The following is a 23,445-nucleotide window of genomic DNA, read 5'->3' on the forward strand; positions in this document are numbered from 1 at the left end:
GGCAAGCGAAGCGCCCCCGGCAACGAAACAGGCAATCACTCTTCCTTCGGCAAACACTGCAAATGACCGTGGCGCACGCCGCGCTGGGCGATGACGTCATCGGCAAAATGCTGAACGTCGCCCATATCGCCTTTCAGTACGGCGATCTCCAGACAGTCGTCGTGATTAATGTGTACATGCAGCGTCGCCACCGACAAATCATGGTGATGATGCTGAGTGGAAACGATGCGGCTGGCTAAATCGCGTTTCTCATGCTCATAAACATACGAGAGCACCGCGAAGCCCTGGGTGCCGTGCTCCTGCGTGGCCTCCTGCGCCAGCGCGCCGCGCAGAATGTCACGAATCGCTTCGGAGCGGTTGTTGTAGCCCCGGCGCTGGCTCAGGCTATCCAGCGTTTCGAGTAAATCGTCATCGAGAGTAATAGTGACACGTTGCATCTGAATTAAACCTTTTCTGTCGCGCGACGGCGCACGGGAAATGCGGGAAGTACCGCATTTTGTAACACACGCCCGGCGTCAGAGGAAAAGGTTAATGTGTCACCTACGGTTCGCGTCTCAACAATCTGCCCTTCATCCATCACCATTACCCGGTGGCAAAAACGTTCCACCAGACGTAAATCGTGGGTGATAAACAGACAGGCGGTGCCGAACTGCTGTTGCAGCTTTTTGAGCAGACGAATGACGCCCGCCTGCAATACCAGATCGAGGTTAGAGACCGCTTCATCCAGAATCAGTAATTTGGGTTCGACCGCCAGCGCCCGCGCCAGGCAGACGCGCTGTAATTGCCCGCCGCTCAGCTGTGGCGGACGTTTATCCAGAAGCGTGTCGTCCAGGTCCACCGCCCGCAGCATCTCGCTGGCGCGCGCGATTTGTTCGGCTCTGGAAAGCGACAGCAAATGGCGCATCGGTTCACGCAGGATCTCGCGTACGGTTTTACGCGGGTTTACCGCGCTGATTGAGTCCTGAAACACCATCTGGATATCACGGCGAAACGCTTTTTGTCTGGCCCGGTTAAGCGTGGAGAGCGGCTCGTTCCGCCAGCAGACGCGGCCCTGCGTCGGCGATTCCAGCCCGACCAGCAGGCGGGCAAGCGTGCTTTTCCCGCAGCCGCTACGCCCCAATAACGCCACGGTTTCGCCGCTTTTCAGGCTTAATGATACCTCTTTCAGCACCGTGTGATGCTGATGTTTGCCGCTGAGGTTAGCGTGCGCGTATTGATGGGAAATACCGCTTACCGTCAGTAACGTCATGAGGCTAACTCCATACCGTACAGCGCGAGATGCGCCGAAACCAGATTACGCGTCACGCTATGCTGCGGGGTGCGGAATAACGTTTCCACGTCACCCAGTTCTACGATCTTGCCGTTGTCCATTACTGCCACATCGTCCGCCAGTCGCGCGACGACGCCCATATCATGAGTGACCAGCAGCATACCGGGCGCGCGGCTGCGCATAATGCTTTCCAGGAGATCGAGGATTCGTGCCTGGGCGACCACGTCCAGGTCGGTTGTTGGTTCGTCCGCGATGATGAACGGCGCGTCACACAGCAGCGCCATTGCAATCATCATGCGTTGCAGCATGCCGCCGCTCATCTCGAACGGGTAAAGCTTCAGCACCCGCGCGGCATTTTCCAGACCTACCGCCTCCAGCGCCGCGATAAGCGTGGCGTCATCCGCCGGTTTACCTGACGCCAGGCAGGTTTCTTTTGCGTGGGCCGCCATCGTGTGCAGCGGATTAAAGGCGCTGCGCGGGTTCTGCATGATGGTCGCGACCTTAATTCCACGCAGCTTGCAGGGGGAAATCGGCTGACCATCGGCCAGAATGGCGCCCGCTGTCTGACGCACGCCTGCGGGCAGGATGCCCAGCGTCGCCGCGCAGGTCAGCGATTTACCGCTGCCGCTGCCGCCCACCAGCGCCAGTACGCGCCCGCGCCTGAGCGCTAACGACACGCCGTGCACCAACGGTCTGTCTGCTTGCAACACAATGTTTTGTAATTCAATTTGTTGTGGCATCAGTGGGCATGCTCCGTCACCAGATGAGGGTCGAGGTGATCGCGCAGGGCGTCACCCACCATGTTAAAGGCCATCACGCTGATAAACAGCGCCAGTCCCGGCCAGAACATCTGTAGCGGCTGAGTCCAGATATACTGGCGCGCATCGTTAATCATTACGCCCCATTCCGGCGTTGGCGCAGTGACGCCGAGGCCGAGGAACGACATCCCGGCGACGTGCAGCATCATATGGCCGATATCCAGCGTCGCCAGCACGAGCAGGGAGGGGATCACCGCCCCGGCCAGGTGGTCGATAAACACGCGCACATGCCCGGCGCCGGAAAGGCGCGAGGCGAGCACAAATTCACGCTGGCGCAGGGAGATCACCAGGCTGCGCACCATCCGCGCATACCAGGCCCAGTGCGACAGGGCGATTGCGATGATGACGTTGGTCAACCCCGTCCCCAACACGCCCACGAGGAAAAAAGAGAGGATGGAGGTCGGGAACGTCATAAAGATATCCGCGACGCGCATGGTGAACTGATCGACGCGACCGCCCATCAGCCCGGCGCTGCCGCCGACGATCAGCCCCAGCGCTAACACCAGCAACAAACAGGCGATTACGGAACCGAGCGAGACGCGGGTTGCCGCCAGCAGGCGGGAGAAAATATCGCGCCCCAGATGGTCGGTGCCCAGCCAGTGCTGGCTGTCCGGCGACAGTAAACGTGACGGTAAATCAATCGCCTGCGGATCGTACGGCAACCACCACTGGCTGGTGAGCGCGATGATCGCCAGCAAAGCGATAATGAGGAGCGCCAGGCGCACCGGCCAGCGTGCAGAGAGAAAAAAATTCACGAATGCGCTCCTTCATGGCGACGAATGCGCGGGTCCAGCGCGGCGTTCAGCAGGTCAACAATCAGGTTACAGACCACGAAAACCACCACCATAATGAGCGTAAAGCACTGAATGACCGGGTAGTCGCGGTTAAAAATGGCTGACACCGCATAGCGCCCGACGCCCGGCCAGGCGAAGATGTTTTCGATAATCATCGTGCCGCCAATCAGTTCGCCAATGTGCATCCCGACGGCGGTAATCATGGGTAGCGACGCGTTACGCAGAATATGGCGGCGCTCGGTTTGTTTCGCGTTCAGGCCGCGCAGACGCGCCCATGTGACGTGGCGCTGACCGGCGACTTCCAGCATGCTGGCGCGCAGCAGGCGGGCGTTAATCGCCAGCGACATAAACGCAATCGACACCGCAGGCAGAATGATGTGCTGCCAGCCGCCGTAGCCCATTGCCGGTAGCCACTTTAAATACACCGAGAAGAACATCACCAGCAGGAAGGCGAGCCAGAAGTTGGGCATTGATACGCCGAGAAACGCGATCAGCCGTACGATGAAGTCCGGCAGACGGTCACGATGGCGCGCCGCCCAGATCCCCAGCGGTACAGACGTGAGCAGGATCAGCACCAGCGCCGCGCCCGCCAGCTGTAGCGTGGCGGGCAGAAAGTTCAGTACGTCCTCCAGCACCGGGCGCTGAGTGGCGAAAGAGATGCCAAAATCCAGATGCAGCGCTTTCCACAGCCAGGAGCCGTACTGCACGACCAGCGGTTGATCCAACCCCAGCATAACCCGCGTGGAGGCGACCATCTCTGGCGTTGGCGGTAAGTTAGAGAGCCGCAGATAGTCGAGCGCCGGGTCGCCGGTGCCCATGCGCAGCATCAAAAAGATAATCACCGACGCGGCGAAAATCATCGGGATCAGCAGCAAAATGCGCCGCACAATATAACGCAGCATCAGGGTTTCACCGGGTTGATCTGTTCAAATGGGATCTCGGAGGTGATGGGCGCATAAGGAATTTTCCCCAGCTCGGGTTTCGCCACCACCATCATCGACATATAGCTGATGGGCAGATACACCGCATCGTTATGCAGACGCGTCAGGATGTCGCGATACAGAGACTTACGCTGCGCCTCATCGGTGGTGGTGAGCACCTCGCCAATTTCTTTATCAATTTGCGCTTTGTCCGGCAGCCCGAGCTGCGCCTGATAATCGGCGTGGGACGGTACGCGCATTGAGCTCATAAACGCATGCGGATCGTACGGCGCGCCCCAGGTGCGGGAGAAAATCATCCCGAAACGGCCATCGCGCATACGGGCATAAATACTGCTCTCTTCCTCGCCTACCAGCGACACATCGACGCCCACTTTGCGCATATCGGCCTGGATGATTTCCGCCATTGATTTGCTCAGCGCGTCGGTGCCGATATAGGCCAGCTCAACGTGCAGCGGCTGACCGGCTTTTTCACGAATGGTTTTCCCGGCGGGCAATGTCCAGCCCGCTTTTTCCAGCAGCGCGTTAGCCTGTTGGGGATCGTACTGGCGTGGTTTCAGGCCAATGTCGGCGTAAGGCACGGAGGGGGCAAACAGCGTATCGGCGATCTGCTGGGTGCCGTACAGGGCATTATCGATCAGCGATTTTTTATTTACCGCATAGTTCAGCGCTTCACGCACCGCCAGCTCGTTGGTTGGCGCTTTGGCGGAGTTCAGCGCCAGCATGACGGTCTCAACCGGCGCGGAAAGCTGGGTACGGTATTCCGGCGTCTGGCTGAAACGGGCGAAGGTATCGAGCGGCAGCAGTCCTTCATTGCCATACAGCAGGTCAATATCGCCGGTCTCAAAGGCCACCGCGCGGGTCGTCGGGTCCGGGATCACTTTAATCGTTATCTGGCGGATCGCGGGTTTCTCGCCCCAGTAGTGGTCATTGCGTACCAGCACGTCGTACTGGTTGAGCTTCGACGCTTTCAGAACCCACGGCCCGGTTCCGACAGGCGCTTTAATGCCGTTCATCGTTTCGTTGTTTTTAAACTGGGACGGGGCGATAAAGCGGAAAGGGCGCGGCAGGGCGAGTTCTTGCAGGAAAGGATAATAGGCGCTTTTCAGGGTGATTTGCAGTTCGGTTTTACTCAGCGCTTTGACGTCGGTGATTTGGTTCGTCAGCTCCAGCCAGGCATGGCGCTGGCGGTTATCAAGCACCGCGCGGAAGTTCTCTGCTGCGGCCTGGGCGTTAAATGCTTCGCCGTTAGAGAAGGTTACGTCATCGCGCAGCGTAAACACCCAGGTTTTGCCATCTGCTGAGTGGGTCCAGCTTTTTGCCAGCCAGGGTTTTACTGAACCATCCGCTTGATACTTCACCAGCGGTTCATACACCATGCTCTGGGCGAACATCTGGTTAGGCGTATAAAGGTGCGGGTTTAGCGGCCCTACGTTTACCGGCCATGCGGTGGTGATCTCGTCAGGTGCGGCGGCATGCGCGAGGAATGACGCACAGGCCAGCAGCGCAAAAAGTGTGCGGCGTAGTCTGGACAAAATGGTGGCCCCGATTAAAAAGAGGTACGACTAAATGAGTATGACGATTCTAAAGATTCATCATACTTTTGACGTGTTCTGGATCAATAGTTGGGCGGTCAAAGGGGGAAGGTATACGAAAATCATATGGTAGCGGATGTTTTCTATGAGGAGATTATTTCACTCTGAAATATTGTTCCGTTCACTTTAGGTTCAGCATTTATCTGGAGCCTCGTCACCTGTGAACGTGCAAGGGAGGCTCGCCGCCGCCTCCCTTGCAACCCTGGCTCTCCGGCAAGGAAAATCGCCGCTGCGCGGTTTATTCGCCTTATTCCGTCTGCCTTTCGGGTCGGGGCCGAGCCTGCATCCCGGCAGGCCGTCCCCTCCGCCCGCGTCCCTGCGGGCGGACCCGGTCAGCCGTCAACGTCTCATCGATTTTCAGCCGGAACAGGGGCATTGCTGCAATGCTCTGATTTTCAGCCGCACCGGTTTTGCTGTTAAAAAAAAACCGTGGAAATGGTCAGGTGTGGGCGGGTCCGGCTGAAAATTGCCGACGTGTTTCCGTAAGGCCGGAGGAACCCGCATGGATGCGGGTTCAGGGCGCGTTTTGCAGGGACGCTACCTCGCGCCCGCCCCGGTAGCCTGAAGGAATAAGCGGAGGGTATTACGAAGCAACAATTTTCCTGCCGGGAGCGGGGATTGTTAAGGGGGCAGCGATAGCCCCCTTAACGCGTTCACGGGTGATGAAATTCCAGAGAAATGCTGAACCTAAAGTGAACGGAATCACGCGTCAGAATGAAATGTTCTCCGTAAAGATTTAACGGCAGGCATGACATACAAATTTACGCGATGGATTCCAGGCGCTGCACGCAATCGGCGGTCAGCGTGAACGGTGTCGGCGTGCAGACCGCCAGACTCAGGGTATCGAGCTGGCACTGGCTGACCGACAACGCCGAGTTGAGCGTGCTGTCCACGCTGACGATTTGCCAGGCGCTGCCGCCGCGCTGTTTTACGATAGCCTCTTTGCGCGTCCAGATGCGCCAGAACGCCGTCAGCTGTTGTTCGGGATGTTCGGCTTCCACTTCCGCATGTTCGCCAAGGCTGAACACCGCGTTGGCCAGCGACCGCCAGTTATCTCGCGGGCGGATCACTTCAATGTCGCAGCCGACTTCGCCCTCGTCGCTCAGCAGCAGGGCGATATCGTCCCCGCTATGACTCAGGTTAAACCAGAGCCGGGTGTCAGGAGAAAAAGCAGGTTTTCCCTGTTCGCCATACACAATCTCCGGCAATGGCGAAAGGGCATGGGAAAGCAGTACGCGACCGGCCAGCCAGCGCGCGCGGCGAGCGCCCTGCGGCGCCTGTGCGTACAGTGGCGACGGCAGCGCGCCTGTGCTCAGTGTCGAAACTTTTCCCAGAACAATCCGGTACATATCAGGGCCAACGTTTAATAATGATAGAAGTATTGATGCCGCCAAACGCAAAGTTGTTGCTTTGCAAAAATTCACAATCAATCTTGCGGGCTTCACCCATGATGTAATCCAGCGCGCCGCATTGGGTATCCGGCTGACTCAAGTTTAGCGTAGGTGCAAACCAACCTTCACGCATCATTTGCAGACTCATCCAGGCTTCCAGTGCCCCGCAGGCGCCAAGGGTATGCCCAAAGTAGCTTTTTAGCGAGGAGATCGGCACATTATCGCTATAAATTGCGGCCGTTGCCTGACTTTCTGCGATATCGCCCCGATCGGTCGCCGTGCCGTGGGCGGAAATGTACCCTATATCCCGTGCGCTTAAGCCTGCTATTTTCAGCGATTGTTCCATGCAAATCTGCATGGTTTCACGCTGTGGCTGGGTGATATGCGCGGCGTCGCAGTTAGTGGCAAAGCCGATGATTTCGCCGTAAATGGTCGCCCCTCGGGCTTTGGCATGTTCCAGCTCTTCGAGAATCAGCGTCCCTGCGCCTTCGCCAATTACCAGACCATCGCGCTTTTCATCGAACGGCGAAGGCGTCGTTTTCGGTTCGTCATTGCGCTGGCTGGTGGCAAACAGCGTGTCAAAAACCGCCGCTTCAGACGGGCATAACTCTTCTGCGCCGCCGGCGACCATCACCGTCTGGTAGCCGTGACGAATCGCTTCCCAGGCATAACCAATCGCCTGACTGCCGGAGGTGCAGGCGCTGGACGTCGGGATCACGCGGCCCCGCAGGCCAAAGAACAGCCCGGTGTTGACGGCGGTGGTGTGCGGCATCATCTGCACGTAAGTGGTGCCGGTGATGTTGTTGGTGTGTTTTTCCGTCAGCATGGTGGCGAATTCGCTCACCGGGCCGGTACTGCCGGTAGAAGAACCATAGGCAATCCCGGTTTCGCCGTTGGTCAGCACCGCATCGTCGATAAGCCCTGCCTGTTCCAGCGCCAGTTCGGTGGCGCGGGTGGACATGAGCGACACGCGGCCCATCGCCCGAATACGCTTGCGGGTATAGTGTGCCGGTAGGGTGAAATCATCGACTGGCGCGCCAAGCAGCGTATGCAGTCCGTCATAAACCTGCCATTCCGGCATCTGGCGCACAGCGTTTTCGTAAGCTTTCAGTCTGGTGGAAACGTCCTGCCAGTTCTCGCCAAACGCGGTGACGCCGCCCATGCCTGTAATCACAACGCGACGCGTCATAACATCCCTCCATTGATGGATATGACCTGGCGGGTAACGTAACCCGCAATATCCGACATTAAATAACTGGCCAGCCCTGCCACTTCATCTGCCTGGCCCATACGTTTCATTGGGATGATGGACATCGCCTCTTTCAGCGCGGCCTCTTCCATTGCGATCATGCCGGTGTCAATCAGCCCCGGCGCGATGCAGTTGACGGTGATTTTACGTTTTGCCAGCTCAATCGCCAGCGCTTTTGTCGCACCGATAATGCCCGCTTTTGCGGCGCTGTAGTTAACCTGACCACGGTTGCCCATCACGCCGGAAACGGATGACAGGGTAATGATCCGTCCACCCTGACGTGCGCTAATCATCGGCATGATGCACGGCTGAATCACATTGTAAAAGCTGTCGAGATTGGTGTGGATCACGGCATCCCAGTCGTCGTCGCTCAGCGCCGGAAAGGCAGCGTCGCGGGTGATCCCGGCGTTGCTGACTACGCCATACCACGGGCCATGCGCGTCGATATCCTGCTCCAGCACCTCGCGGCACTGCTCGCGACTGGCGACGTCAAAACTGAGCAGACGGCCTGCGCCGCCGACGGCGAGAATGGCGTCCAGCGTTTCTTGCGCGCCCTGCGCGTCACGGTGATAGTGAACCCCGACAACAAAGCCGTCAGCCGCCAGTTGACGGGCGATGGCGCGACCGATGCCTTTGCTGGCCCCGGTAACCAGAACGGAACGACTCATGTTGCAGCTCCCTGTTGAAATAGCGTGGTGAGTTCTTCCTGCGTGGGCTGGAACGTATTTACGCGGCCTGTCGCCAGCGTGTTATCCCCCACGTCGATTGTGCATTCAAAGCTGCCGAAACGCTCATCCTGCATGAGTAATGTGGCCCTGATGGTCAGCGTTTCCCCGGCGGGGAGGGCGCCTGCGGCGCAGACGAGTTCACGCGCGCCGAGCACCATGCCCAAAGAGATGGCGCTCTGACCCTGTTGATGACGATGCCAGCCTGACCAGACGCCGACGGTTTGCGCCATCAGTTCCAGCGCGAACCAGCCGGGCAGATTGCCCTGCGGGTCAAGAAACGGGGCCAGCACGCTGCCTGGCGCCACGGTGACGCGGCAGGCGGCGGACTCGTCCGTGACGTACTCGACGTCTTCGAGCAGCAACATGGGGGCGTCATGCGGCAGATACTCGCCGGGTGATAAATAGCGACTCATGAAACCCTCCCGAGCAGAATGCTGGCGTTGTTGCCGCCAAAGGCGAACGAGTTAGATAAGATCACCGGGCGTTCAAGCGCGCGCGGTTGTTCGATGATGCCGCAGCGCGGCAACGCCGGGTCACGCGGCGAATCGCTGAAATCCTGCGGCGGCAGCGGCAAGTCGCGTTGCAGAATCAACATGCTGAGGGCGGCTTCGGTGATTCCTGCTGCGCCCAGTGTGTGCCCGGTCAGATGTTTGGTGGAGCTACAGGGCACATTCTCGCCAAACAGTTCACTCACGACTTTCGATTCGATCTGGTCGTTGAGCGGCGTGGCGGTGCCGTGCAGGTTGATATAACCCACCTGCGTCGGCGTGATGCCTGCGTCATTGAGCGCCTGGGTAATCGCGCGAATCGCGCCTTCACCTTGCGGATGCGGCGCGGAAATATGGTACGCGTCGCTGGACTCGCCGACGCCCAGCAGCGCGACAGGCTGCGGTTCGCGGGTCAATAGCATCAGCGCGGCCCCTTCGCCGATGGTAATGCCGCTGCGATCCCGGCCGAACGGCAGGCATCGCGTTGGAGAGAGCGACTCCAGGCTGTGGAAGCCGTTAATCGGCATCCGGCTTAAGGTGTCCGCGCCGCCGACAATCGCCACGTCCGCCAGACCAGCTTCGATCAGTCGGCGTCCGCTGATGATCGCTCTGGCGCTGGAGGAACAGGCGGTGGAAAGGGTAAACGCCGGGCCATCAAGCGCCAGCCAGTGGCTGAGAAAGCGCGACGGATCGCCCAGCTCCTGCTGCGGGTACTGCCAGGAGAGGCTTTCCTGGCCGTTTAGCGTCAGGTTGACATGGGCATCACCCTCGTCGAGGCCGGAGGTGCTGGTGCCGAGCACCACGGCGACGCGATCGCGGCCATACTGCGCGATGGCTTCATCCACCCGGGGCTGGATCTGCGCGAGCGCGGCCAGCAGCAGCTGATTGTTGCGCGAACGGTGAGCTGCAAAGTCATCGGGGATGGCGGGCAGTTCGCCGTCAACACCGGCGAGCACCGCCTGTGGATGCCCCTGTAGCCAGCCGGGGCGAGGGCGCATACCAGGCGCCACGCCGCGTGTCAGGTTCGTGGCGATCTCATCCGTATCGTTGCCCAGTGCGTTGATCATACCGATCGCAGAAATATAGATCATATCAGTCACCCAGATATTGAATGGTGATGTGGTATTTGAACACATGCTGCTCAATGCTGATCGGCTCGCGTTTGCCTTTGCGGTTCAGATAGACAATTTCCGTCACCAGCTTACCGCTGGCATTGCGCAGCTCGCGTTTGTCGCCGTTGTCGGTGAGCGTCCAGCCCGTCGGCAACTGCGGCTGCCAGGCGCTAATCGGCCAGTGGCTGAGCATTACGTCGGCCAGAACCTGGCTGGCGGGCGGCAACTGCGGCACCACGATGGACTGCTCGGTGTGCAGCCCTTTCTCATCATAGGTGACAAGGAACAGGCGGATGCCAACCGACGACAGTCCGGCAAGGGTGATTTTTTGCTCGTCGGCATTGAGCATCACCAGCAGCGACTGGGTTTTGCCGTTAAAGCTGCCGGTGAGCAGTTGTTGCGAACTGACCACCGGAGAGATGCCCGGCGCAGGCAGCGTGACGCGCGCGCCGGGTTCCAGCCACGCCTGCGGTCGGCCTTCCGGCGCTTTCTGCGAGTGGCTGCATCCGGTCAGAATGAGCGCTGCGGTCATCAGCAAAAACTGCCGGATGGCACTACGCTTATCCGGCCTGCGGTTTGTGCGCTGGCGTAGGCCGGATAAGGCAAAGCCGCCATCCGGCAAAAGGTGTCTCAACCAGTGCGCTGTTTGTTTGATCATCTTCTTTTTTTCTCTTTTTTACCGGGCATTGCCAGAGGCGATAACAGAAATGCGGTGAAAATCCCGCTGACCAGTACGATACCGAAACTGCTGATGGCCTGGGTGGCGCTAAAGACCAGCATGCCGAGGGTCAGCAGCGTGGTCATCATCGCCAGCGTAATCGCCAGCAGCGAGGTCAGCGGCGTTCCGCGTGGGTTGCTGAAAAACAGCGTATAGTTGATGCCAATCCCCAGCACCAGCACCAGCGCCAATAGCGAGAACAGATTGACCGCATGGCCGCTCAATGTCAGCGCCGCCAGACCGCAGCCCAGCGACAGCACTGACGGCACCAGGCTTACCAGTCCTTTGCGCCAGCCAAGCCTGATCATCGCGCCGCAGGCAATGACCGCCAGCGCCACAAACAGCAGTCCCGTCAGCACATTGCGATAGAGGGCGAACAGTGTGTCGAAGGTGCTTTTTCGGTCAACCCACGCCACGCCGGAATATTGCGTGGCGAGGGCGTTCAGCGCGGCGCTCCGCTTCACGCCGTCTACCGGCACCAGCACGCCGCTTTCGCCACTCTCCCGCGTCAGCCACAGCAGCCGCCAGCCTTCGCTGGCCGGGCTGGCAAGCCAGGCGTCCACCGTTACCGGCATGGCGTTCAGATCCGGGTTAACCGTGGAAAGCCCGGCATTCTGTAGCGCGCGGCTCACCGCCGGAGCGGCGTTTTTCAGTAGCTTCAGATCCTGCTGCTGACGGGCGAGCGAGTTGATCGGAAGCGTGCGATAGCCGCTGAGCAGCCCGTCACGCTTTGCCTGTTCCAGCGCTGGGGTAAAGGCTTCCAGCCGCTCCAGCGTTTGCTGTGCGGACTGACCGTAAACCACAAACCATTTCTGATCGACGCTCTGCCCGGTCAGGGCGGTGATCGCTTTTTCCTGCGCCAGTATTTGCTGCGGCAGCGCCTGTAGCTGTGAAATATCGTCATCCACATGCAGCGTTGCGATGCCCGCCAGCGAGAAGATCGCCAGCGCCACAGGCAGGCCGATGGACAGTTTTTTATTGCGCCGCCACGCCGCCAGCCAGCGCAACATCAGCACCATTGCCGGAACGGGGCGCACAGGCAGCCCGCGACACAGCCACGGATGCCAGAAAATGACCGTCAGGCAGGAGGCGCTTAATCCCACGGCGGCAAATACCGCCATCTGGCGAATGCCGGGGAAAGGGGCGAGCATCATGATCAGATACGCCGCGACGGTGGTCAGCAGCGCCAGCAGCAGGGCGTTACGCACTTTGGCGAGGCTCTGCCACGGCGACGCGTCGTTGCCGTGCACCATGCGCTCGGTCAGGTAATAAAGCGTATAGTCGGCCGAAATGCCGATGATGCTCATGCTCATCACCAGCGTCATCAGGTGCAGCTCGCCGAAAATCAGCAGGGTGACGACGGTTCCGGCCAGCGCGCCGACGCCAATTGATATCAGGCACAGCAGCAGCGGGCGCAGCGAGCGAAAGACCGCCACGATCAGCAGAATCACGCCCAGAACCGTCGCCACGCCAAGGGTGGAGATATCCTGTTTCGCCTGCTGGCTGGCGTAATCACTGTAAAAAACCGTACCGCGCGACAGCAGCTGCGCCTGTGGATAACGCGTTTTTAGTTCACCTTCCAGCGCGCTGAGCGTGGTGACGAGTTGGTGCGTTTGCTGCATATCAAACGACGAACCGGCCAGCTCGCCGTGCAGCAGATACCAGTAGTGCCCCTGCTCATCCTGAGTGACCAGCCAGCCGTCCATCAGCCGCAGACGCTGGCCGTTTTTCGCCATCGCCAGCTGCGAACCGCGCATCAGCATCAGCGGATCGTTTTGCAGCTCTTTACCGCTCACCCCGGAGAAGGCGGAATACAGCTGAGACAGAATCCACTGCGCCTGCGCGTCGCCGCCGTTTTGCAGACGAGCGCGGGTGGCCTCATCGATCAGGCCGTTGCGATGCTGCCAGAAAAAGGCGCCCCATGCCTGCTGGCTGTCGGCGTCCATCGGGCCTTTGACGTCCGCCAGCGCGTGGGATTTTTGCAACAGCGCGAGCCAGTCGCGCGCCACCTGCGGATCGGCCTGTTTACCCGGGCTTACCAGCCAGACCAGCTGTTGGTCGAGGCGCTGCATGAAACCGTCGTTCAGGCCAGGCGGAATGTTCCCTAAAGCCTGTTTTGGCAGCATTGCCAGCACGCTGCTGTTCAGCCGTGACTGGGGCAGCAGCGTCAGCAATGCGCCCAACATAATCAGGCAGGCGACACCCCATAGCAGCGCGAGGCTTTTACGGTTATTGCGCGGTAAAACGTTGGCGTTCGTCATCGGTCAGTTGAGCGGGCGTCAGTTGGTGTTGAGTGAGTGCGATATCCGTGCGATCGCCTTGTTTATCATTCAGTTGGATTGACTCCAGATACGTTTGTCCGGCCAGGTCAATCGTGGCGAAAATCTTGTCCAGCGGCGTGGTGATCGGCGTTAGCCGCAGCGCCCAGCGCCCCTCGCCTTTATCGGCGAAATCGACGCGGAAGTTCTGCTCCAGCACGCTGCGGTCAGCCTGGAACAGCGCGCGCAGCAGGTGATTAAACTGGAACATCTGCGGGTTGTTTTCGGCGGTGATGACCTGCGGCGGCTGGCCGTTGATCACCTGTACCATCCGTTTGTCGTCCAGCAGCAGTTGCATCGGGAACGGGGCGGTTTGATCCCACAGCAGCCCCTGGTCGCGAGCGATCAGCATCCTGCCCTGGGATCGCAGCGGCTGCGGCAGATCCTTAATCGTCCGGGTTTGATCGAAGTGGGCGCGGACAACCGGCTGTTCGGTAAAGCGCTGTTGCAGATCGTCGAGCGTCAGAGCGCTCACGAACGGGCTGATGATCAGCGCCAGCAGCGGCAGGAATCTCATGGCGTTACTCCCATACGTTCAAACAAAATATCCGGGCTGACGAAGCACATCTCGCGGCTTTTCTCTTCTACCGCCACCTGGATGGTGTAACCCGTCGTGGCGCGTTTTCCCGTCTGCGCATCAAAAATTTCGTAGCCGATGCGCAGGCGGTTTTCGTACTCTTCAAGACGGGCGCGCACCCGAATGCGTTGTTCGAATGTCAGCGCGTTGCGGTACTTCACGCGGGTATCGACCACAGGCCACAGGTAGCCGGACGCTTTCATCTGGCGGTAGCCGTAGTCGAACTGGTTGAGCAGCGCCTCACGGGCAATCTCGAAGTAGCGGAAATAGTTGCCGTGCCACGCGACGCCCATCATATCGACGTCGTGGAACGGAATGGTCAGCTCTACTTCAGCAGTAAAACGGGGATCGTTAAGCACCCTTTACTCCTTGTTTTTGGCATCCGGCAACTGCCAGAAATCGAAAAAATTAAACCAGTCGAGCGGCGACTGTAGCGCGTAGTGCTCAAGGCGTTCGGCGTAGCGGTCGATGGTCTGCTGTAATGCCTGCTGGCGTTCGGCGCGCGGCAACAGCAGCGGGTCGGCGAACGGTTCACAGTGGATATGCCGTTTCCCGTTCTGGCGCAGAGCGAAAATAAGCTGAACCGGGCAGCGCAGGATGGAGGCCAGAATAAATGGCCCCTGCGGAAACGGCGCGGGCTGACCCATAAAACGACTCCAGCAGACGCGCCACTCGCCGCCACGCTGTGGGTTAACCGCAATACGGTCGCCAACAATGGCGATCCACTCGCCGCGTTCCAGCTTCTCTTTCAGCAGGATGGCGGTGTCCGGGCCGATGTCGGTGACGGGCATCAGGTTCAGCCCGGCCTGCGGCGCCATCTCGTCCATAATCTGTTTAAAACGTTGGGCATTGTCGCTGAACACCAGAGCGTTGATGGTTTTGCTGCCCTGCAATTGCGCCAGCGCGCGGCAGGCTTCGACATCGCCCAGATGCGAGGCCAGCAGCAGTTTGCCCGTTGGCGCCGTGATGTTGAGCGTCGCTTCTGCGCCCGGCGCAAAGACCACATCGCGGCCAAACTGTAGCTCCCCGCGCCAGCTGGCGATTTTATCCAGCATCGCCTCGCCAAAACGCAGAAAGTGGTGGAAGCTGGTCAGCCGGGACGGAACGGGGCGCTGGCGTGACGTCAGTTGCGTTCGCACGCGGGCCAGCCAGTGTTGCGATGCTTTGCGGGCGTGCGCTGCCGTCAGCCAGTAGACGCCGACCACCGGATAAAGCAGCAGCGAGAACGCCTTACGCCCAAGCAGACGCCAGACCAGCAGCATCAGACGCATTCCCCACAGCCCTTTAACTTCCTGCTGGCGCGCCCAGTGCGGCGACGAGCGGCGAAACAGCAAAGACGGGATGCGCGGCAGCATGCCGAAGAACAAGCGGGTGTGCATCAGTGAAATTCGGCAGTTGTCTTTTAGCGCGTCAAAATGGGACAGTCCATCCAGCGGATAGGTAACGCGGGTCGGGACAAAATAGCTGGTGTTGCCCTGCCAGTAGAGGCGCACCATGACTTCGGTGTCGAAGTCCATCCGTTTGCCGAGCGTGACGCGTTGCGCCAGTTGTAGCACAGGGGCGACCGGATACACGCGAAACCCGCACATGCTGTCTTTCAACTGGAACGAAAGCGTTTCAATCCATACCCAGACGTGGGTTATCCAGCGACCGTACAGGCGCGAACGGGGAATGGAATCGTCATAGATCGGCTGCCCGGAGATCAGCGCGGCTGGGTTTTCCTGCGCCAGTTTGAGCAGCTTCGGAATATCTTCAATGGCATGCTGGCCGTCGGCGTCCACCTGCACCGCGTGGGTAAATCCCGCGTCTGAGGCCGCCTGTAGCCCACGAATCACCGCGGCGCCTTTGCCCGCGTTTTCCGGCAGGCGGATCAGCGTCAGGTTCGGTTCCTGAGCCGCCAGCTGCGCTAATTGCCGACGTGTTGTTTCGTCACTGCCGTCATCCACCACAATGCAGGACAGATTAAACGGCTGTAGCCGCGCCAGCACCCGCGCCATCATCGCGCCGTGGTTGTAGCAGGGGATGAGCACGCAGGGAGTGAAGGTCAACGGCATAACCGGATCTTCCCGCTGCTGGCGGTATGCCGCGCGTCGCCATCGTGGCGCTGATAGCTAAACGTCAGGAGCTGGCGGGTTTCCTGCCAGCTCAGGGTCAGCGTCACCGTGGTTTCAGGCAGCAGCGGCGCCTGGAATTTGACGTTCTGGATGCTGTGAAAACGCCAGCCGGGCGTGAGCAGCGTGGTGGCATAATGCATCACCCAGTCCAGTTGCGCGACGCCGGGCAGCAGCGGCTGCACGGTAAAGTGGCCGCTGAACCAGAACAAGGAAGGGTCGAGATGCAGGACGATCTCAAGCTGTTGGGGTTGTGCCTGATGGCGCTCAATTTCATGGGGTATCATGAAATAACTCCTGTAATTGCGCATAGACACGCTTGTTCATACTGTTGACCGGGATCTCGTCGATCACGCGCCAGTAGCGAGGTACGGCAACCGGCTCCAGCCACGGCAGCAGCGAACGACGCCAGGTCAGTTCCTGGGCTTTGCCGCCGCAGCGCTGCCATTGTTGGCGGGTTTCGTCATCCAGCACCAGCAGAACGCCAATGCCCTGACGACCGCCGCGTGAAACAGGCAGCGCGACCGCCTCGCGGATGCCCTTCAGCTCCAGCAGCCGCTGTTCAACTTCGCTGAGCGAGATCCGTTTCTCTTCAATTTTGACGACGCGCCCCCGGCGTCCCATCAGGCGGAACTGGCCGTTCTCATCAAACTGGAGGATATCGTCGAGCAACAGGCCGTCCTGCTGCACGATCAGCGGCGAAAAGGCGCGAAATGCTTCGCCCTCCGGCTGGAAATGTACGCCGGGGAAGGGGAGCCAGGCGATCTCCTCCTGCTGGCGGTAGCGCCAGGCGAGAATGCCGGTTTCGGTGCTGCCATAGATTTCATCCGGCCAGATATTGAGCCAGGCGGCGGTTTGCGTGACATCGCCCCAGGGCAGCATACCGCCTGCGGAAAGGATCATGTTGACCGGCGGCGGCGTGAGCCGGTGGTCGAGGCGTTTCAGGAACGCCGGACTGCTGATAAACGCATAGCGGTGGTCGTGGCTTAGCGCGGCAAGCTGCTCTGCGTAGTAGAGCATTGCGGCATGAAGCGGCAGGCCGAGCGCCATCGGCAGGAAAATACGGAAAGTCAGACCGTACAGATGCTGAGGAACGACTGACGCCACGACGCGACAGCCTGCCAGGCGGTCGGCAAAACGCATCGCCAGCAGTTCGGCCTCGCAATCCAGCCGCGCGATGGGTTTGATGATGCGCTTGGGCTGACCGGTGGAGCCAGAGGTAAACAATTCAACGAAGGCATCGGCGGCAATATCGTCGAATGTGAAGGCTTCTGCGCTGAACTGTCGTGATGTATTGACTACCAGCAGCGGGCCGTGCCAGCCAGACGTCTTATCGCTGAGCACGCCGTTGAACAGCGCGCGCTGCTCATCCAGCAGAGAGACGCGGTTATGCCCCGGAATAACGGGCGTTTTTCCGCTATGCAGCGTTGCCAGCAGCGCAACAATAAACAGATAGCTGTTCTCAAAACACAGCGCCCAGCGCTCGCCCTCCTGCTGTTGCAGGTGTTTCACCAACTGCGCGACGTCATGGCGCAGGTGGCCCAGCGTCCAGGTGTCCTCACCCAGCCAGGCAACAGGCGTTTCATCCGGGCGTGGCGCGGTGAGCCAGCGGGAGAGCGGAAGGGTCTGCTTCATTGTGTTTCTCGTTTAATCACCTGGCGGCGCACCAGCCACTCGCCCGCCATCAACGCGCCCATCAGCAGATAGGCAATCATGCCGTTCCAGGCAGTCCATAGCGCCATGTCGCCGTGTAGCGCGGTAAAGAGCGCAATACCGCCGTTGCCGATGAAAAAGGCGCACCAGATTTGTGTTACGCGACGGGTGTAGCGCACTGCTGCTTCCGGCAGCGCAGGTTCACGCAGTCGCGCCAGACGTTCGACAATCGGCATGGATGTCCACAGCGAGCCGCCAAAAACGGCAAGCATGACGCCGTTAACAACGACCGGGTAAAACAGCAGCAGTTGATGTGTTTTAAGCAGATAGCTGGCGACGCAAAGCGCTATGCCCGCCACCGCCGCCACCTGAGTGACGACGCGCAGCGGCCCCGCCTGTCGCCGGGTCTGACGAAAGCGTAAAAAGAGCAGCAACGCCATCAGCGGCAGCAGCCAGTGGAGGCTGTTATGCGTCAGCCCAAACCAGATCAAAAATGGCCAGGCCAGCAGCATCAGGCCGGTCAGCAACTGAATACCCATACGCGCGTGAGCGCCTGACATGGCGTATTACGCTTCTTTCAGCAGGCGTTCTACGGCGTCGACGACATCCTGCACGGTACGCACCGCTTTGAACTCTTCCGGCTTGATTTTCTTACCGGTTTTCTTTTGCAGATGCACGATCATGTCGACGGCGTCGATGCTGTCCAGCTCCAGATCTTCATACAGGCGCGCCTCAGGTTTGATGTCCTGAGGGTCGATTTCAAACAGTTTGACCAGCAGCGCGGAGACTTCTTCATAAATGGCATGTTGTTCTGTCATAACGGACTCGCCTCAGGCTCGTTGAGCGTGAATGAAAGATGCCAGCGTGGCGACGGAAAAGAAGTGCTGACGCATCTCTTCGCTCTCTGCGGAGAGCACCACGCCATACTGGTTTTTCACCGCCAGCCCCAGCTCAAGGGCATCGATCGAATCCAGTCCTAAACCATCACCAAAGAGCGCTGCCTCGGTATCGATATCGTCAGCGGACAGCTCGTCCAGATTCAGCGTATTTATTATGAGATTTTTAATTTCAAGGTAGAGCGCTTGCATCATTAATTCCTGAAAGAGGTGTAGCACCTGGTTGTAATTGAAGCAAAAGATGCCGGTTCAACTGCCTTGCCGCCAGCGCCGGTTCTTGTAAATTTGCATCGTTAAACGGGTCGATCGCGATCCGCTCGCGCACCTCTACGGTAAACAGAGGTTTCGCGGGAGGCACGTCATACCATTTGCTCTGCTTATCCAGCAGATGCTCGCTACAGTGGATAGTCACTACGCGTAAATCGCTGCCGCAGCGTACGGCGATATTGGCCGCGCCGCGTTGCAGCGTCATTTTTTCACCGGGTCGCGTTCGCGTCCCTTCGGGGAAAATCAATATTGTGTCGCCCTGATCCAGACGCTGCTGGCAGGCCGGTAACAGCGCGTCGGCCTGGCTGTTGATCAGGTAATCCGCCGCGCGAATAACGCCGCTGACGAACGGGTTTTTCAGCAGTGCGCTCTTCACCAGGCAGTCGGTTTCGGGCATGACGGAAGCCAGCAGCACGTAATCGATAAGCGTGGGATGGTTCGCCACCACCAGACACCCTTTCTCCTGTCGCAGCACGTCGCTCCCCTCGATGCGGTAGTCCAGAACGCCAAGCGTTTTCGCTACCGTTAAAAAGGCGCGAAAACTGGCCGCAATGCTGCGACGGGCCAGGCGGCGGCGTCTGACGGGGTTCCATACCAATAGTAACAATAAGTTGAACCACACGACAGAAAGCAACAGCCCGCCGATGCCGAACAGGGCAAAACAAAAACCGGTCATCACCAGTCGCCATGCCCAATCCAGGCGCGCCAGAAGCGTATTCACGCGCGGCTCCACTGCCACTCTACCCGCTCGCCCGGTAGCGTAAAGGCGTCGGCGTTTTGTAAGTAACGCTGTAAAAACAGCAGGCTTTGCGGAAGCGGTGTTTCATCCTGAGGCGCGCCGGGACGCGTGGCGCAGGACAGCGAATTCCCCGCTTCAATGATAAAGGCGACGGCGTAAGGCCAGGTCGGCATCTGCGGTGGTAATCGCGGATGGTAAAACTCGGGCAGAAAGCCGTCGAAATCGACCATCAGTACCCGCTGATAACCCGCCTGAAGCAGGCACATCACTTCGCACAATCCTTGCTGGAAGGTGTCTCTCCCGGCGGAAAGCGAGGATGAGACAACTGGCTGTTTTGCGGCAATGGTCAGATTACCGACCGCGGAATTGTGTACTGACAGGGCGAAATCGGTGGGAGAGAGAGCCTGTTCCATCGCCAGCGCGTGCAGGATGCGGTAGTTACGCTCCAGTTCACCGTGGCGGCTGGTATAGAGCACCGCGTCGATATCGTGGCGACGCAGCATGGCCAGCCCGCACTCTACCGCCAGTTTGCTGCCGGAACTGAGCCGCCGGGCGGTCATCATCGGGAGTTCGTGCAGTTTTGCCTGCGGCGCGGCGGGATCGATGGCGTACGGCTCCCGCGACCACTGCTGCCAGTGGGTCGCTTCGCTAAGTCCTGGGGCTCTGGCCTGCCAGTCTGTTATGTTTAGTGCAAATTTCATCAACGCGCGTCCGCGGTAATCCGGTGATACCAGTGACGTTTTTTTAACGTCACTTTGTTATTTTTTCTTTTGGCATATCAATAAAGTATGCCCAACGCCCAAGTTGTCATGGCGTTCATCCACCTGGAACCCTGCCATGTCCAGATAGTGATAAAACTTCTCTACGCTGTAGAAACGGCTGTTGCCATTTGCCATACAGGTAAAATAAAGCGAAGACGCATTCAGGCTAAAAGAGGCCGCTTCAAATTTCTGCGCATCCCAGAACAGCTCCATAATGCACAGCCTTGCGCCGGGTTTCATCACGCGGGCAACGTTACTGAGCATGGTGATAATCTGTTCCGGTGAAAAGCAGTCCAGAAATTGGCTCATCCACCAGATATCGGCCTCTCCAGGTAAAGGCGTATCACCCAGCATATCCACTGCATGGAAATCTATGCGATGAGATAATCCTGCATTTTCGATATTTTTACGGGCAAGTGCAATTTGTTGTGGCAAATCTAATAAAGTGACCGCGATATTTTCATCGTACTGGCAGCAGCGTAATGCCCATTTCCCGGTATTTCCGCCCACATCGTACAGGGTTGCCGGGCGACTGGCGAATACATAAGGCAGCGCGGCGTCAAATGCGCCGTCGGAATAGTAATGATCGAAGGCGAACCAGCTGTCACGCGCCGCCTGCGGTAATTGCGACAGCGCGGGATAAATCGTTGGCCAGTCGCCGAATATTTTCAGTCCTGACGGTTTGCCTTCCTTTAGCGCATTTTCCAGATAAAACAGCCCCTGATAGCAAACATCCTGGGTGAAATCCATATTTATGCGGGTCATGGCGTCATGCAGAAGAAAATGCCCCACCTTCGCGAGATAATAATGCCTCTCTTTGTGAGTAATAATACGTCCGCTTAATCCCATATCCAGCAGTACGCTGGCGGCATATTCATTGATGCTGCTGTTTTCAGTGATATCGTCGAGCGTTGCGCCGCGTTTACCCTGCCGATCCAGATATGTCAGCACACCCGCGTTACGCAGACACAATGCGGCCTGGAAAAGCATGGGGGCGAAGGCGATACGTTGTGCTTCCGTGATGGCATCCAGTGCGCTGAGCGAGTCCTGTTCGTACATAATGGGGACAACCTGTTAAGAGGGGGTAAAAGCGAGTTATCGGGCCGTCTTCGACCCGACTTTAATAATCCGCGTCATCTTTCAGGCCGCCGCTTTTGACGCGTGAACGTTCAGCTCAATGCCGCCTGAATGAAAGTGCGTACCGCCTGAATTACAGACCCGCGCCTGCGGACAAGTTAACCTGGATGTCTTTGTCCAGGTTATGTACCCAGCGGTTGTAGTTTTTGTGAATTTTGCCGCCGGAAGCCTGCAAATTGAGGCTGCTGTCGTATTTGATGTCGTAGCTGGTTGCAGAGTAGGTAATGCGCACTTCAGCGACGTGGTTGCGCGTCTGCTGACGTCCTTTGATAACGCCAGGCCCGACTTCAGACATGATCCATTGGCGTTGAACGCCAGCCTTCAGAATGGCGTTTTTGACCTGCTCCTGAGTATGGCCCGCGCTCACGCTGGAGTGAACCTGATCGATAGGCGCAGTACGCGCGCAACCCGCCAGAGCACCCACAACCGCAATAGCGGCAAACCATTTAATGAATTGTTTCATGAAAACTCCCTATCAATTAACTAGTTGACTAATAATGTGCTTATTAATTTATTAATAACGAACGCCAGCCATAATGGCGTCGGTTTTTATTTTATGCATTTTTCATTTCACGCGAAAACCGGCTGAATGCGATATTGTTATATCTGTTTGAGTTAAGTCGCTTTATTCCGGCGAATGCTGTTTCTTATTTATTAAATAACGGGCGGCAGGACATATTTCATTTAAGGTAAACTGCCACATATATTTAAAACGCATGACAGTTTACCGGGCAGGTGCGTAGATAAAAACTACCCTGGTTGGTAGGTAAATTAATTATCCGGGCAACCGACTTTTCGGGCGACCCGGCCCCAGTAAAATCGCCAGTTTGCTGCCGCCTTTGGTGGTCTCCATCCAGATCTTACAGACGCTGGTAAGCGGAACGGAAAGCAGCATCCCTACCGGGCCTAATAACCATCCCCACACCAGTAAAGAGAGGAACACCGCCAGCGTGGACATTCCCAGGCGGTGGCCCATCATGCGCGGTTCCAGGATATTGCCGATGATCATATGCACCACCAGAAAGAGCGCGCCGACCAGAACGCATTCGTAGAAACCGTTGAACAGCAGCGCCTGAATCATCGGCGGCACCGCCGAAATGACCGAACCAATATTAGGGACATAGTTGAGTAAAAACGCCAGCACGCCCCACATCAGCGCAAACTGGATGTCCATCAGCGCCAGCCCCAGCCAGACAATCACGCCGGTCCACAGGCTCAGCAGCGTTTTCAGCGCCAGATAGTGCGACACGCCTTTGAGCGCCCGGTGTAAACCCGCAATGTGAATTTGCGGGTTGTTCAGCGCGAAACGCAGTTTGTAGGGAACGTGGCGGACTTCGAACAGCATAAACACCACCGTCATCACCAGCAGGACTACGCTTGCCATCGCCCCGGAAAGGCCGGTCATCAGTGTGGTGGTGAAGGTCATCAGTTTATCGGAGTCGATGCGTTGCAGCAGGCGTTCCGGCGACATGTGCAGGTTGAGGAAGGGCAGCATCTCCTGCAAATGCAGAACCTTACGCGTCAGCTCCTTGTTGTATTTCGGCAGCATGGCGACGAATTCATTGATTGACGCAGCCAGTACGCCGATCAGCGCCGTCAGTACGATAAGCATCACGACCACCACGAGGGTAATCGCCACCGGGCGGTTAACGCCGCGACGAATAAACCAGGTTACCAGCGGGTTGAGGACAATGGCGAAAAAGAGCGCCAGTAAGAGCTGCACAATAATATCTGCTGCGGCATGGAGCCCTGCCAGTATGACGACCAACGACGCCAGTTTGAGCAGAATATGCATCCCCGTTTTGTCGGGTTGAGGGGTTGTCATGTCATCTTCCTTTTTGCATTTTTTCTAAGTGTAGCGCCTGGCCTGAGACCAATATTCTTA

At 58.3% G+C, this 23,445-nt stretch carries 26 protein-coding genes; all 26 read right to left on the reverse strand.

Translation table 11 applies throughout. From position 1 onward, the window contains the following. Positions 1–35 precede the first annotated feature (35 nt). The 26 genes from nikR to OGX84_RS07145 all read right to left on the reverse strand — a co-directional run bounded on the left by nikR (position 36) and on the right by OGX84_RS07145 (position 23,385). A complete protein-coding gene (nikR, locus tag OGX84_RS07020) occupies positions 36–437 on the reverse strand; it encodes a nickel-responsive transcriptional regulator NikR (protein WP_012135616.1) in 402 nt (133 codons plus the stop codon). A gap of 5 nt (positions 438–442) precedes the next feature. Beyond that, positions 443–1,249, reverse strand: a complete 807-nt coding sequence (gene nikE / locus OGX84_RS07025) for a nickel import ATP-binding protein NikE (RefSeq protein ID WP_286457617.1) — start codon at positions 1,247–1,249, stop codon at positions 443–445. Next, positions 1,246–2,010, reverse strand: a complete 765-nt coding sequence (gene nikD, locus OGX84_RS07030; RefSeq protein WP_104868071.1) for a nickel import ATP-binding protein NikD — start codon at positions 2,008–2,010, stop codon at positions 1,246–1,248. Before nikD ends, nikE begins: the two co-directional genes overlap by 4 nt. Further along, positions 2,010–2,843, reverse strand: coding sequence for a nickel ABC transporter permease subunit NikC (nikC, locus tag OGX84_RS07035; RefSeq protein ID WP_012135613.1), 834 nt, complete (start codon positions 2,841–2,843; stop codon positions 2,010–2,012). The genes nikD and nikC overlap by 1 nt, the downstream gene beginning before the upstream one ends. Continuing rightward, positions 2,840–3,784: a nickel ABC transporter permease subunit NikB gene (gene nikB, locus OGX84_RS07040; protein WP_012135612.1), complete on the reverse strand. Its 945-nt coding sequence runs from the start codon at positions 3,782–3,784 to the stop codon at positions 2,840–2,842. Before nikB ends, nikC begins: the two co-directional genes overlap by 4 nt. Continuing rightward, entirely contained in the window at positions 3,784–5,358 is a 1,575-nt protein-coding gene (nikA, locus tag OGX84_RS07045) for a nickel ABC transporter substrate-binding protein (protein ID WP_114848084.1), read from the reverse strand. Before nikA ends, nikB begins: the two co-directional genes overlap by 1 nt. 818 nt (positions 5,359–6,176) lie before the next feature. Further along, positions 6,177–6,764 carry a 4'-phosphopantetheinyl transferase AcpT gene (gene acpT, locus OGX84_RS07050; RefSeq protein ID WP_012135610.1) on the reverse strand — a complete coding sequence of 196 codons (588 nt, stop codon included), beginning with the start codon at positions 6,762–6,764 and terminating at the stop codon, positions 6,177–6,179. A gap of 1 nt (position 6,765) precedes the next feature. Continuing rightward, positions 6,766–7,995 (reverse strand): beta-ketoacyl-ACP synthase, encoded by a 1,230-nt coding sequence (locus tag OGX84_RS07055; RefSeq protein WP_058668238.1) that lies wholly within the window; start codon positions 7,993–7,995, stop codon positions 6,766–6,768. Then, positions 7,992–8,723, reverse strand: coding sequence for a 3-ketoacyl-ACP reductase FabG2 (locus OGX84_RS07060; RefSeq protein ID WP_012135608.1), 732 nt, complete (start codon positions 8,721–8,723; stop codon positions 7,992–7,994). Before OGX84_RS07060 ends, OGX84_RS07055 begins: the two co-directional genes overlap by 4 nt. Continuing rightward, positions 8,720–9,196, reverse strand: a complete 477-nt coding sequence (locus OGX84_RS07065; protein WP_286457619.1) for a hotdog family protein — start codon at positions 9,194–9,196, stop codon at positions 8,720–8,722. The genes OGX84_RS07060 and OGX84_RS07065 overlap by 4 nt, the downstream gene beginning before the upstream one ends. Further along, the gene (locus OGX84_RS07070; protein ID WP_012135606.1) at positions 9,193–10,362 is read right to left on the reverse strand and encodes a beta-ketoacyl-[acyl-carrier-protein] synthase family protein; all 1,170 of its coding nucleotides are present in this window, start codon (positions 10,360–10,362) and stop codon (positions 9,193–9,195) included. Before OGX84_RS07070 ends, OGX84_RS07065 begins: the two co-directional genes overlap by 4 nt. Before the next feature lies 1 nt (position 10,363). Continuing rightward, positions 10,364–10,915 carry a DUF3261 domain-containing protein gene (locus OGX84_RS07075; RefSeq protein ID WP_286457667.1) on the reverse strand — a complete coding sequence of 184 codons (552 nt, stop codon included), beginning with the start codon at positions 10,913–10,915 and terminating at the stop codon, positions 10,364–10,366. Positions 10,916–11,037: 122 nt separating this feature from the next. Beyond that, complete coding sequence (locus tag OGX84_RS07080; protein WP_286457621.1) at positions 11,038–13,362, reverse strand: MMPL family transporter; 2,325 nt, start codon at positions 13,360–13,362, stop codon at positions 11,038–11,040. After that, entirely contained in the window at positions 13,331–13,936 is a 606-nt protein-coding gene (locus OGX84_RS07085) for a LolA family protein (RefSeq protein ID WP_047460500.1), read from the reverse strand. Before OGX84_RS07085 ends, OGX84_RS07080 begins: the two co-directional genes overlap by 32 nt. Then, entirely contained in the window at positions 13,933–14,355 is a 423-nt protein-coding gene (locus OGX84_RS07090; protein ID WP_012135602.1) for an acyl-CoA thioesterase, read from the reverse strand. Before OGX84_RS07090 ends, OGX84_RS07085 begins: the two co-directional genes overlap by 4 nt. Before the next feature lie 3 nt (positions 14,356–14,358). After that, on the reverse strand, positions 14,359–16,050 hold the full coding sequence (locus tag OGX84_RS07095) for a glycosyltransferase family 2 protein (RefSeq protein ID WP_275165913.1): 1,692 nt from the start codon (positions 16,048–16,050) through the stop codon (positions 14,359–14,361). Next, the gene (locus tag OGX84_RS07100) at positions 16,041–16,394 is read right to left on the reverse strand and encodes an ApeI family dehydratase (RefSeq protein WP_049011356.1); all 354 of its coding nucleotides are present in this window, start codon (positions 16,392–16,394) and stop codon (positions 16,041–16,043) included. Before OGX84_RS07100 ends, OGX84_RS07095 begins: the two co-directional genes overlap by 10 nt. Continuing rightward, positions 16,381–17,742, reverse strand: a complete 1,362-nt coding sequence (locus tag OGX84_RS07105; protein ID WP_110493695.1) for a class I adenylate-forming enzyme family protein — start codon at positions 17,740–17,742, stop codon at positions 16,381–16,383. Before OGX84_RS07105 ends, OGX84_RS07100 begins: the two co-directional genes overlap by 14 nt. Then, on the reverse strand, positions 17,739–18,320 hold the full coding sequence (locus OGX84_RS07110; protein WP_024131036.1) for a COG4648 family protein: 582 nt from the start codon (positions 18,318–18,320) through the stop codon (positions 17,739–17,741). Before OGX84_RS07110 ends, OGX84_RS07105 begins: the two co-directional genes overlap by 4 nt. A 6-nt stretch (positions 18,321–18,326) precedes the next feature. After that, complete coding sequence (locus OGX84_RS07115) at positions 18,327–18,578, reverse strand: acyl carrier protein (protein WP_012135597.1); 252 nt, start codon at positions 18,576–18,578, stop codon at positions 18,327–18,329. 12 nt (positions 18,579–18,590) lie between these two features. After that, on the reverse strand, positions 18,591–18,848 hold the full coding sequence (locus OGX84_RS07120) for a phosphopantetheine-binding protein (protein WP_024131035.1): 258 nt from the start codon (positions 18,846–18,848) through the stop codon (positions 18,591–18,593). Then, a complete protein-coding gene (locus tag OGX84_RS07125; RefSeq protein WP_228096617.1) occupies positions 18,829–19,599 on the reverse strand; it encodes a lysophospholipid acyltransferase family protein in 771 nt (256 codons plus the stop codon). The genes OGX84_RS07120 and OGX84_RS07125 overlap by 20 nt, the downstream gene beginning before the upstream one ends. Before the next feature lie 41 nt (positions 19,600–19,640). Further along, positions 19,641–20,363: a beta-ketoacyl synthase chain length factor gene (locus tag OGX84_RS07130; protein ID WP_110493698.1), complete on the reverse strand. Its 723-nt coding sequence runs from the start codon at positions 20,361–20,363 to the stop codon at positions 19,641–19,643. A 57-nt stretch (positions 20,364–20,420) separates the two neighbouring features. Continuing rightward, positions 20,421–21,482, reverse strand: coding sequence for a class I SAM-dependent methyltransferase (locus tag OGX84_RS07135; protein WP_286457623.1), 1,062 nt, complete (start codon positions 21,480–21,482; stop codon positions 20,421–20,423). A gap of 151 nt (positions 21,483–21,633) precedes the next feature. Continuing rightward, positions 21,634–22,011 (reverse strand): hypothetical protein, encoded by a 378-nt coding sequence (locus OGX84_RS07140; protein ID WP_123907531.1) that lies wholly within the window; start codon positions 22,009–22,011, stop codon positions 21,634–21,636. Positions 22,012–22,335: 324 nt separating this feature from the next. Beyond that, complete coding sequence (locus OGX84_RS07145) at positions 22,336–23,385, reverse strand: AI-2E family transporter (protein ID WP_286457625.1); 1,050 nt, start codon at positions 23,383–23,385, stop codon at positions 22,336–22,338. Positions 23,386–23,445: the final 60 nt, after the last annotated feature.

It is taken from the genome of Citrobacter sp. CK202 (assembly GCF_030333225.1).
GTDB lineage: Bacteria > Pseudomonadota > Gammaproteobacteria > Enterobacterales > Enterobacteriaceae > Citrobacter_B > Citrobacter_B koseri.